An 11,076-nucleotide genomic window follows, 5' to 3' on the forward strand; every position below is an offset into this window, starting at 1 on the left:
AACTGCACGGCATGGAGGTTCGGGTCGAGGTGCTCGGGCCGCTGCGGCTGTCCGTCGACGGCGTCACGGTCGACGTGCCCGGCCCGAAGCGGCGCGCGGTGCTGGCGCTGCTGGCACTCGCCGAGGGCCGGATCGTGACGGTCGAGCATCTGGTCGCCGCGCTATGGCCGGCGCAGGTGCCGGAGTCGGGGCGGCAGGCGCTGCACAGCCACGTGTTCCGGCTGCGGGCGCATCTCGGGGCGGCGGCCGACCTGCTGGAGACGACACCCGACGGCTACCGGCTGGCGCTGGGCCCCGACGGGCTGGACCTGAGCCGGGCAAGGATGCTGCTGGCTCGGGCGCGCGCGGGGGTACGGGAGAATCCCGCCGCCGCGTACACGATGCTGCGCGAGGCGCACGGCCTGTGGCGCGGGCCGGTCCTCGCCGACCTCACCGACGTCGTGCGGGTCGTGGCGGCGGTGCAGGAGTGCGCGCATCTGCGCCAGGAGGTCACCGACGCGCTCATCGGCGCCGCCGTCGCCGCGGGGGACGCGGACGCGGTGGCCGGCCTCGCCGCCGCGGCGCACGCCGAGGATCCGCTGCGGGAGCCGTCGGTGCTGCTGCTGATGCGGGCCCTCGCCGCGAGCGGCCGGGCGCCGGACGCGCTGCGGCACGCCCGGGAGTTCCGGCACCGGCTGGCCGAGGAGACGGGCCTGGACCCGTCTCCGGCCCTCGCCGAGCTCGAGCGGGACGTCGCCGTCGGGTCGGCGCCCACCGGGCCACCGCCGCCGGCCCGCCCGGCGAACCGGCTGATCGGCCGGGAGGCGCAGGTCGCCGCGCTGCACGGCCTGCTGGCCGCGGAGCGGCTGGTCACGATCGTCGGACCCGGCGGGGTCGGCAAGACCCGGCTGGCGCTGGAGGTCGCGCACGGGACGGCGGCGGCGACGGTGCTGCTGCTGGCGCCGGTGACCGACCCCGCCGGCATCCCGCACGCGCTCGCCGCCGCGCTCACCGTGACCGTCGCGCACGGGGAGGTCCTGGCCGCCTGCCTCGCCGTCCTGGGCGACCGGCCCGGCGTGCTGGTCGTCGACAACTGCGAGCACCTGCTGGACGCGGTCCGCGACACGGTCCAGGAGGTCCTGGCGGCGTGCCCGCGGCTGACGGTCCTCGCCACCAGCCGCGAGCCGCTCGGGCTTGCCGCGGAGTACGCGTTCCGGCTGGCGCCACTCGCGCTGCCGGGCACCGACCGCGACCTCGCGCGCATCCCGTCGGTCGCGGTGTTCCTCGAACGGGCCGCCAAGGTGCGGCCCGGCCACCCGCCGACGCCGCGGGAGCTGCGCACGGTCGCCGACATCGTGCGCCGGCTGGACGGCATGCCCCTGGCGATCGAGCTCGCCGCCGGCCGGCTCTCCACGTTCTCCCTCGACGACCTGCACCGCCGGCTCGACCGCTCCCTCGATCTCCTCGGCGGCGGCCGCACCAGCGGCGATCACCGGCACCGGACCCTCAGGGCGACCGTCGAGTGGTCGTACCAACTGCTCACCGACGACGAACGGCGGCTGTTCCGGCACCTGTCGGTCTTCGCCGACGGGGTCGACCTGGACACGGCCGAACGGCTCGGCGCCGAGCTGGATCTGGACCGGGATCCGGGCACCGTCCTGGCCCGCCTCGTCGACGCGTCGATGCTGGAGGCCGACTTCACCGGCGCGACCCGCTTCCGGATGCTGGAGACGCTGCGGGCGTTCGGGCTCGACCGGCTGGCCGCCGCCGGTGAGGACGCCACCGCCGCCGCGCGGCTGCTGCGCTGGGCGGTCGAGCTGACCGCGTGGGCCGCGCAGGTCATGACCACCGACCGGGAGCCGGACGCGGACGCGGTCCTGCGCCGGGAGCTGCCGAACCTGCGAACCGCGTGGCGGCTGGCCCGGAGCATGGACACGCTGGACGACGCGGCCGCGATCATCGTCGCGCTGATCGATACGGTCTCCTACCGCGACCTCGTCGAGGTCCGTGGATGGGCCGAGGAGCTCGCCGACGACCCGGCCCTGACCGCGCACCCGGCGGCGGCCATGGTGCTCGGCACCGCGGCGGAGGCGGCGTATCACCGCGGTGACCACCGGCGCACCGAGCGCCTGGCCGGCGCCGGGCTGAAGCTGGCGACCGACGACACCGCCCGCTGGTTCTGCCACACCCCGCTCGCGGTCGCGGCGCTGGCGCGGGGCGCGTATGCGGCGGCGATCGAGCACGCGCTCGCCGCGGCGGACGCCCGCGCGAGCCGCAGCCACGAGGCGTTCGCGATCGCGGCGCTCGCGGCGGCCTACGCGGGGGACCTCGACCGGGCGCGGGCGCTGCACGGCCGGGACGCCGCCGGCGCGGTGAGCCCCACCATGCTGGCCTGGAACGCCTACGTCGCCGGGGAGATCGACAACGCGGCGGGGCGCGGTGCGGCCGCGGAGGGGCACTACACCCGTGCGATCGACCTCGCCCGCACGTCGGGCGCGACGTTCCTGGTCGGCGTCGCGACGGTGGGGCTGCTGACGGTCCGCGCCCGGGCCGGCCGGGTCAATGAGGCGCTCGAAGGCTACCGCGAGGTCGTCGGCTATTTCGCGCGGACCGGGAACTGGACCCACCAGTGGGCGACCCTACGCAACCTCGCCGACCTGCTGGACCGGCTCGGCGACCACGAGCCGGCGGCGCTGCTGCACGCCGCCGCGGACCAGGCGCCGGACGCTCCCGCCGGCGCGGGACCACGGCCTGGTGCGGACGTGCCGGTGCCGAGCCGGGCCGCGGTCCTCGACCTCGCCCACGACGCGATCACCCGGAACCTGGCGGCGGCGTAGACCTTCTCTTTCGGTTGCACGGCTTGGTTTTCGGGCGCCGGCGCGGATTGCCGCCAACCGCGCCCGGTGGGTGTCCGAGGCCGGGTCCGACCCCCCTGGGTCGATCGTCACTAGCACGGCGGGCGTCCTCGCCACCTGTCAAAAAGCCTTATTACCCAATTTGCTCCGAAAAGTACAGCACCGCCATACATTGCTAGGAGATGGCGCGTCGGCACCGGTGCTGGCGCCTCGCAACGGGGGGTTGGACGCAATGATTCAAGTGAGCAAACCGCGCGACCGCCGGGCAGGGCCCAGACGCGGCCTGCTCGGCACGACGGCTGTTTTGGCAATGACGGCAGGCTCCCTGTTGGTGGCCCAGCCCGCCTTTGCAACGCCTCTGACCGCCTACACGGCCACGGTCACGGCTGCTCCGCTGTCGCTGAAGGTGGTCTTCGCCAACACGACGCCTGCCGGCGCGGCAGACGACGTCAGCAGCTACACGGCGTACGCGGACGGCACCGACGCCGACTCGTCCGCGGATTCGAGCTGCACCGTCAGCGTGACCGGCGCGGGCGCCACGTGCTACATCCCGAACCTGGTCGCCGCCCAGCAGTACACGGTGACCACCAAGGCGCGGAACCTCACCAACACCGGCGACCTGGCCGGCGCCGTGCCGACCGTGACCCCGGCGGGCGCCGCGACGACGCCCACCGCGCTGGTGGCGCCGAGCGGCGTCGTCACGACGGCCACCGGCGTCAGCGGCAAGGTCGACGTCACCTGGCTTCCCGGTGACAACACCGGCACGACCGTCACCAACTTCACCGCGACCGCCCTGCTCGACGGCGTTGCCACGGACAAGACCTGCACCAGCACCAGCGGCACCGCGTACAGCTGCACGGTGTCGGGTCTGACCGACGGCTCCGCCTACACCTTCTCGGTGGTCGCCAACGGTCCGAGCTCGACGGTCTCCGCCGCCGGCACCGGTGGACCGGCTACCCCCGGGGTCGGCCCCGAGGCGCCGACCGACGTGGTTGCCAGCGTCACGTCCGGTGGCGCCGCCACCGTGTCCTGGACGCCTTCGGCGACCGCAGGGGTCACCTACACGATCGCCGCGTTCAAGGATGACGTGGCCATCCCCGGCATCACGTGCGCCGTCGTCGCGGGGGCGACGTCGACTGTGACGACGGGTTGCACGGGCACGCCCCTGGCGGGCGGGTTCCAGTACAACTTCAAGGTCACGGCCACCAAGAGCGGTCTCAGCTCGACCGCCGCGGAGTCGGGCAACATCTACATGCTCGGCACCGTGAACGTGCCCACCAGCGTCGTGGCGACCGGCGGCGACGCCGAGGCCAAGCTGACGTGGGCCGCGCCGACCACGGGTAGCGCCATCACCAAGTACCGGGTCACCGCGCTCGGTGGCGGCATCACGAAGGCATGCATCACGACCGAGCTCACCTGCACGGTGACCGGCCTCACCAACGGGGTCGTCTACACCATGGGTGTCGCGTCCATCAACGCCAACGGCACGCAGTCGGCCGTCGCTGCCTCCGCTCCCACGACGGTCACGCCGGCCGTGGTGCCGAAGCCGCTGCCGCCGGCCGTCACGACCCCGAGCGACGACGACGTCACCGCCACCGCGGCGACCATCACCTGGACCGCCGCCGCGCCGATCTCCGGTGCTGCCGTCTCCTACTACACGGCGACCGCGACCCCTGTCGCACCCGCCGCCGGGGCCGGCGCCGCCAGCGCCGCCACCCTCAGCTGCACCGCGGTCGCTCCGGCACTCACCTGCGCGATCACCGGTCTGACCCCGGGCACCGACTACTCGGTCAAGGTCATCGCCTACGTCAGCCCGACGGTCTTCAGCACCGCCGCCTCCACCACCATCACCACCGATGGTGCCGCGCCCACTCCCGGCTCCGCCGGGTCGATGCGCGGACCGATCATCACCAACCACGACGGTCTGGCGCAGATGTTCGCCCGTGGCGGCGACAACTTCCTCTACACCAGCGTCCAGGCCGCCAACGGCACCTGGGGTGCGTGGACCAACCTGAGCGGCCTCATCTACAGCGACCCGACCGCCGTCCTCAACGCCAACGGCCGGATCACGGTCTTCGCGATCGGTGGCGACCACTCGGTCTGGTACCGGCTGCAGAACGGCGACGGCTCATTCGCCTGGTGGACCCGCCTCGGCACCGAGCGCTACGCCTCCGACATCGAGGTCGCGCAGAACGCCGACGGGACCGTCGCGGTCTTCATCAGGGGCACGGACAGCAACCTGTTCTCGCAGGTGCAGACCGACCCCGCCGACCCGTCGCAGTGGTCCGGCTGGACCAACCTCGGCGGCCTCATCTACAGCAACCCGACGGCGTTCACCCGCGCCGACGGTGTGATGGAGGTCTTCGCGGTCGGTGGTGACGGCCTGGTCTGGCACCGCGTCCAGTCCGCGCCGAACTCCGGCACCTGGGCCTGGTGGAGCCACGTCGCCTAAGAGCCCGACCGAACACAAGTAGCGGCGAACGCCCCGGGGCCCTCCCCCGGGGCGTTCGTCTACCCGTACCCGGCATGATCGGACCATGCGCGTCACGACCCTGGGGGAGCTGGCCGTCGACGGGCGGCCGGTGAAGGGCGCACGACTGGCGGCGGCGGTGCGCGCCCTCATCGACGCGCGCGGGCGGGCGGTGTCCGTCGGCGCGCTCGTCGACGCCGTCTGGGACGTCGAGCCGCCCGACGACGCGGCCGGCGCGGTGCAGGCGCTGGTGTCGCGGGCGCGGCGGCTGGGGCTGCCGGTGACCGCTGGACCCGGTGGATACCTGGTGCCCGCCGAGGCCGTCGAGGTCGACGTCGTCGTGGCGCGGGCCCTGCTGGACGGCGGCCGGCGCGCTCTGGACGGCGGCGACCCCGAGGCGGCAGCGGCCGCGGCGCGGCAGGCCCGGGCGTTGTTCCCGGAGGTGCCCGACCTCGCCGCCGACGCCCCCGGATCGTCGCTGGTCAGGCTGCTCGCCGACGTCGCCGCGCTGGCCGCGGAGGCTGCGCTCGCCGCCGACCGGCCCGGGGACGAGGCCGACCTGCGCCGGCTCGTCGCGCACCAGCCGCCGCACGAGCCGTCGGCGGTCCTGCTGGTGCGGGTCCTCGCCGCGCAGGGCCGCGACGCCGAGGCGCTCGACGTCGTCGAACGCCTGCGCGCCGAGCTCGCCGACGGCTACGGCGCCGACCCGTCGCCGGCGGTCGAGGCGGTCCACGTGGCGCTGCTGCGGGGCGAGCTCACGCCGCGGGTCGCGCCGAAGGTCACGCTGCCGGCGGGGTGGCGGCGGGCGGTGACGGCGCTGGTCGGGCGGGAGCAGGACGTGGCCGCCGTGCTCGCGGCCCTCGACGCGGCGCCGCTGGTGACGGTCGTCGCCGCCGGCGGGGCCGGCAAGACCAGGCTCGCCGCCGAGGTCGCCCGCCGGGTCGCGGCCGCCGGCCGGGCCGTCCACGTGGTGGAGCTGGCCGGCCTGCGCACCTCGGCCGAAGTGCTGCCGGCGGTGCTGGCCGTGGTGCTGGCCGCGGTCGGCGCGGCGGATCCCGGTGCCGGCCGGGCCGAGTGGCGGGCGCTCGGCCTGCAGGAGCGGCTGCGGCTGGCGGTGCAGGAGCTGCGCGGGCTCGTCGTTCTCGACAACTGTGAACACGTCCTGGAAGGGGCGGCCGGTGCGGTTGCGGAGCTGCTCGACGCGCCGGAGCTGGCCGTGCTCGCGACCAGCCGGGCACCGCTGAGCCTGCCCGGCGAGGTGGTGCACCGGCTCGGGACGCTGCCCGACGCCGCCGCGCTGGACCTCCTCGACGCGCGGGTGCGGGCCGGCGGGGCGACGCCCGGCGACCCCGGACCCACCCTGGAGCTGTGCCACCGGCTCGACAACCTGCCCCTCGCGCTTGAGCTCGCCGCGGCCCGGCTGCGGCACATGCCGATCGGCGACGTCCTCGCCGGCCTCGCCGACCGGTTCGGGCTGCTCGACGACGCGCTGCGCGGCCTGCCCGACCGGCATGCGAGCCTGTGGGCGATGGTCGACTGGAGCCGGGAGCTGCTCGGCACCGGCGACCGTGAGCTGCTGGAGCGGCTGGCGGTGATCCCGGCGCCGTTCACCACCGCCCTCGCCGGTGCCGTGCTGGGTGGCGCCGCCGGCGACCGGGACGCCCGCCGCGGGCTGGCGACGCTGGTCGAGCAGTCGCTGCTGTTGCTGCAGGCCGGGGAGGACGGCGTACCGCGGTACCGCATGCTGGAGACGGTCCGCGAATACGGCGAGGTCCGGCTCGACGCCTCGAACAGCCGCGACGCGGCCATGGCCGGGCTGACGCGCTGGGCGGCCCGGCAGTCGGCGCAACTGGCCACGGAGTTCGTCGGTCCGGCCCAGTTACCGGCGTTCCACCAGTGCGCGGCCGAACAGGACAACCTCGTCGCGGCCCTGCGGTGGGCGCTGGCGCACGAGGACGACGCGGCGGCGGTCAACGTCATGGGCGCGCTCGCTCACTTGTGGACGGTCCGCGGGCTGCACTCGGAGGTCGTCACCTGGACGCTGCGAGTGTTCCGCGCCGACGACCCGGCGGCCCAGCGGCGGTCCGCGCTGCTGCACGGGGCGCCGTCCGTCGACGCCGAACGGGCCACCTGGCTGTGCCTGTTCACCGGGCTCAACGCGTTCGTCGTGGACACGCCGCGGCTGTTCGCGCTCGTGCTGCGGACCCTGCGGGCGCTCGGGCCGCGCCGCGACGAGGTGTCGGCGCAGGCGTGGACCCTCGCGTCGGCGCTGCGAGCCCTCAGCTCGCCGGACCTCGACCTGGCCGTGCGCGCCGCCACGCAACTGGTCGGCGACCCCGACACGTACGTGCAGGGCTTCGGGTTCTTCTTCCGGTCCATGATGAACGAGAACCGGGGCGCCCTCGCCGAGGCGATCGCCGACGCGGCCCTGGCCTACCGGCGGTTCGAGGAGGTCGGCGACCACTGGGGGATGGGCACGTCCGCGCAGATCATCGGCGGGCGCGGCGGGCCGGAGGCGCACGAGTGGCTGCGGCACAGCGAGCGGCACATGGACCTGCTGGGCGCGGTGGAGGACCTGAGCTCGATCCGCGTCATGCTCGACGCGCGGGCGGCGTTCGCCGGTGACACCGCCGCCGCCGCGCGGCTCAGGGCGGTGGCCCTGGCGCCCGGCAGCCACGAGTCGGACGCGGGCCTGGCGCACCTGGTGCTCGGCCAGCTCGCCCTCATGCACGGCGACCACGACGAGGTGATGGCCCGCGCCGCGCGGGTCCTCGCCGCCGTGGAGGAGATCGGGGCCGGTGTGCCGCAGGTGCGGGTGCTGTACCGCAGCGCCGTCGCGATGCTGTTCCTGCGGCTGTCGGACCCGGACCGGGCCGCCCAGCTGCTGCGGCAGGGGGAGAGCGAGGCGCTGTCCACCTATGACATTCCGATCCTGGGGGCGTGGGCCCTGGGCGGGGCGGCGCTGGCCGCGTACCGCGGTGCGGCGTTCGCGGAGGAGCTCTGGACGCTCGGGCTGCGGCTCGGCGGCAACCCGGAGAACCTGTTCCCCGACGGCGTCGGCGTGCCCGCCGGGATCGAGGACACCTGGAAATGGCACGAGCGGCCGGTGACCGAGGCCACCGACCGTCTCCGTGCCCTCATGTCAGACCTTCTTGCGGTAGGCGGCGAGGGCTAGCGGCATGAACACCACCACGAACCCGGCGCACCAGGCGAGGGTCCACCACACGTGGTTGCCGACCGGCGTGCCGAGGAACAGCCCGCGCATCGACTCGACCAGGTGCGTCAGCGGGTTGACCTTCACGAAGCCCTGCATCCAGCCGGGCAGCGTCATGGTGCCGACGAACACGTTGGAGGCGAACGTCAGCGGCATCATCACCAGGAAGCCGATGCCCTGGACCGCGCCGGACGTGCGCACGAGCATCCCGACGAAGACCATCGCCCAGCTCAGGCACAGCCCGAACAGCACGGCCAGCAGGCAGCCGGCGATTGCGTGCAGCGGGCTGGCGTCGATGCGGAAGCCCATCAGGTAGGCGAACGAGAACGTCGAGATGGTGACGATGACGTACCGGACGACGTCGCCGAGCACCGCACCGATGAGCGGCGCCGACCGGGCGATCGGCAGCGACCGGAACCGGTCGAAGATGCCCTTCTCCAGGTCGCTGTTGAGGTTGACACCGATGGAGATGGCGCCCATCGCGATCGTCTGGGCGAGGATGCCCGGCATCAGGAACTGCAGGTACTGGTGCGTTCCGCCGGCGACCGCGCCGCCGAAGATGTAGACGAAGATGAGCAGGAACAGCGCCGGCTGCACCGTGACGTCGATCAACGCCTCCGGGGTCCGGTAGGTCTTGATCAGGCTGCGTTTCGTGAGTTCGAGCGAGTGGCGTACCAGTCGCAGCGGATTGAACTGGCTCTTGATCTGTGGTTGGACGGCGATGGTGGTCATACCGTCACCTCCTCGGTGTGGCTGGGGCGTCCGGTCAGGGTGAAGAAGACCTCGTCGAGGCTGGGGAGGTGCATGGAGAGCTCGGTCACGGCGATCCCCGCCGTGGCGAGCCGGGCGACGGCCTCGGTGAGCGCCTCGTCGCCGCTGACCGGCACCGCCAGGACGCCCTTGCGGGTCTGCTCCGCCGGCTTCTGACCGGTCGCGACCGCCGCCAGGATCAGCCCGGTCTTCTCCAGGTCCGCCGGGTCGGCGGGCCGCACCTCGAGGGTCTGCCCGCCGACGATCCGCTTGAGCCGCTCCGGGGTGTCGTTCGCGATCACGCGGCCGTGGTCGATGACGGTGATCTCGTCGGCGAGGGCCTCGGCCTCCTCCAGGTACTGCGTGGTCAGCAGCACTGTGGAACCGTCGCGGACCAGCGAGCGGACGACCTGCCACATGTCCTCGCGCTTGGACGGGTCCAGGCCGGTCGTCGGCTCGTCCAGGAAGATCACGTCGGGGCGGCCGACGAGGCTCGCGGCCAGGTCGAGCCGGCGCCGCATGCCACCGGAGTAGGTCTTCGCCGGCCGGTCCGCGGCCTCGGTCAGGTCGAACCACTCCAGCAGCTCCGCGGCCCGCTCCTTCGCCGCGCGCTTGCGCAGGTCGAGCAGGGTGCCGAACAGCACCAGGTTCTGCCGGCCGGTCAGGTCCTCGTCGACGCTCGCGTACTGGCCGGTCAGCCCGATCCGGGAGCGGACCCGCTGGGCGTCGCGGATCACGTCGAACCCGGCGATGCGGGCGTGCCCGGCGTCCGGGCGCAGCAGGGTGGACAGGATGCGCACGGCGGTGGTCTTGCCGGCGCCGTTGGGGCCGAGCACGCCGTGCACGGTGCCCCGGGGGACGGCGAGGTCGACGCCCTGCAGCGCCCTCGTCTCCCCGAATCGTTTGACGAGGCCCTCGGCCTCGACCATCAGGTCGGTCATGTGCCCACCGTGCCCGGGGCCGCTGACACGCGACCGACACGGCACCGACACGGCCGCGTGGCTACCCTTGGCCTTCATGTACGTGCCGAAGCACTTCGCCGCACCGTCCGACGCGGCGGTCCATGAGCTGCTGTCCCGCGCGGCGGCCTGCGACCTGGTCACGTGGGACGGTCAGGGCATGGTCGCGACCACGTTGCCGCTGCTGTTCGACCCGTCGGCGGGTGCGGCCGGCGCGCTGGTCGGGCACGTCGCCCGCAACAACGTCCAGTGGCGCCACACCGGGTCCGAGGCGCTGACGATCGTGCGCGGCCCCGACGCGTACGTGTCGCCGTCGGCGTACGCGACGAAACGCGAGCACGGCCGGGTCGTGCCGACGTGGAACTACATCACCGCCCACGTCTACGGCACGCTCGTCGCCCACGACGACCCCGCGTGGACGGAGGACCTGGTGCGGCGCCTCACCGAGCGACACGAGGCCGACCGGCCCGAGCCCTGGTCGGTGGACGACGCGCCCCGCGCCTTCGTGGAGGGGCAGCTGCGCGCGATCGTCGGCATCGAGATCGTGATCACCCGGGTCGAGGCGAAGTGGAAGCTGAGCCAGAACCGCAGCGCCGAGGACGTCGCCGGGGTCCGCGACGACCTGCGCGCCGCCCACCGCGGCAGCGAGGCCGAACGGCAGGTGGCCGCGGCGATGGAGGTCTCCTGACCTCGGCCGCCGCGGCCACCTGCTGGTGTTCCGGTCAGTCCTCGGCGGGCTTGTCCGCGACCAGGACCTCGGTGGTGAGGAAGAGTGCCGCGATGGAGGCGGCGTTCTGCAGGGCGGAGCGGGTGACCTTGGCCGGGTCGATGATGCCCTCGGCGAGGAGG

The 11,076-nt window shown here is 74.0% G+C and carries 6 protein-coding genes; 4 read left to right on the top strand and 2 right to left on the bottom strand.

All coding sequences use genetic code 11. The features are described from left to right. Positions 1-11: 11 nt before the first annotated feature. From AB0K00_RS04250 to AB0K00_RS04260, 3 genes are all read left to right on the top strand, one after another. Complete coding sequence (locus AB0K00_RS04250; RefSeq protein WP_363514932.1) at positions 12-2,816, top strand: BTAD domain-containing putative transcriptional regulator; 2,805 nt, start codon at positions 12-14, stop codon at positions 2,814-2,816. Positions 2,817-3,144: 328 nt separating this feature from the next. After that, positions 3,145-5,286 carry a fibronectin type III domain-containing protein gene (locus AB0K00_RS04255; RefSeq protein ID WP_363514935.1) on the top strand — a complete coding sequence of 714 codons (2,142 nt, stop codon included), beginning with the start codon at positions 3,145-3,147 and terminating at the stop codon, positions 5,284-5,286. 85 nt (positions 5,287-5,371) lie between these two features. Then, positions 5,372-8,479, top strand: coding sequence for a BTAD domain-containing putative transcriptional regulator (locus AB0K00_RS04260; RefSeq protein ID WP_363514938.1), 3,108 nt, complete (start codon positions 5,372-5,374; stop codon positions 8,477-8,479). On the opposite strand, the gene AB0K00_RS04265 is transcribed toward AB0K00_RS04260, so the two are convergent. Together AB0K00_RS04265 and AB0K00_RS04270 are read right to left on the bottom strand one after the other, a co-directional pair. After that, a complete protein-coding gene (locus AB0K00_RS04265; protein WP_363514941.1) occupies positions 8,447-9,250 on the bottom strand; it encodes an ABC transporter permease in 804 nt (267 codons plus the stop codon). The genes AB0K00_RS04260 and AB0K00_RS04265 overlap by 33 nt on opposite strands. Next, on the bottom strand, positions 9,247-10,209 hold the full coding sequence (locus AB0K00_RS04270; protein WP_363514944.1) for an ATP-binding cassette domain-containing protein: 963 nt from the start codon (positions 10,207-10,209) through the stop codon (positions 9,247-9,249). Before AB0K00_RS04270 ends, AB0K00_RS04265 begins: the two co-directional genes overlap by 4 nt. 76 nt (positions 10,210-10,285) lie before the next feature. Between AB0K00_RS04270 and AB0K00_RS04275 the strand changes: the two genes are divergently transcribed. Beyond that, positions 10,286-10,915: an FMN-binding negative transcriptional regulator gene (locus AB0K00_RS04275; RefSeq protein ID WP_363514947.1), complete on the top strand. Its 630-nt coding sequence runs from the start codon at positions 10,286-10,288 to the stop codon at positions 10,913-10,915. Positions 10,916-11,076 lie beyond the last annotated feature (161 nt).

This window comes from Dactylosporangium sp. NPDC049525 (assembly GCF_040676755.1).
Classification (GTDB): Bacteria; Actinomycetota; Actinomycetes; order Mycobacteriales; family Micromonosporaceae; genus Dactylosporangium.

Excerpts from the sequence above, each read along its gene's own strand:
- AB0K00_RS04265 (WP_363514941.1), bottom strand. The coding sequence starts at position 9,250 with ATGACCACCATCGCCGTCCAACCACAGATCAAGAGCCAGTTCAATCCG.
- AB0K00_RS04270 (WP_363514944.1), bottom strand. The coding sequence starts at position 10,209 with ATGACCGACCTGATGGTCGAGGCCGAGGGCCTCGTCAAACGATTCGGG.
- AB0K00_RS04275 (WP_363514947.1), top strand. The coding sequence starts at position 10,286 with ATGTACGTGCCGAAGCACTTCGCCGCACCGTCCGACGCGGCGGTCCAT.
- AB0K00_RS04260 (WP_363514938.1), top strand. The coding sequence starts at position 5,372 with ATGCGCGTCACGACCCTGGGGGAGCTGGCCGTCGACGGGCGGCCGGTG.
- AB0K00_RS04250 (WP_363514932.1), top strand. The coding sequence starts at position 12 with ATGGAGGTTCGGGTCGAGGTGCTCGGGCCGCTGCGGCTGTCCGTCGAC.
- AB0K00_RS04255 (WP_363514935.1), top strand. The coding sequence starts at position 3,145 with ATGACGGCAGGCTCCCTGTTGGTGGCCCAGCCCGCCTTTGCAACGCCT.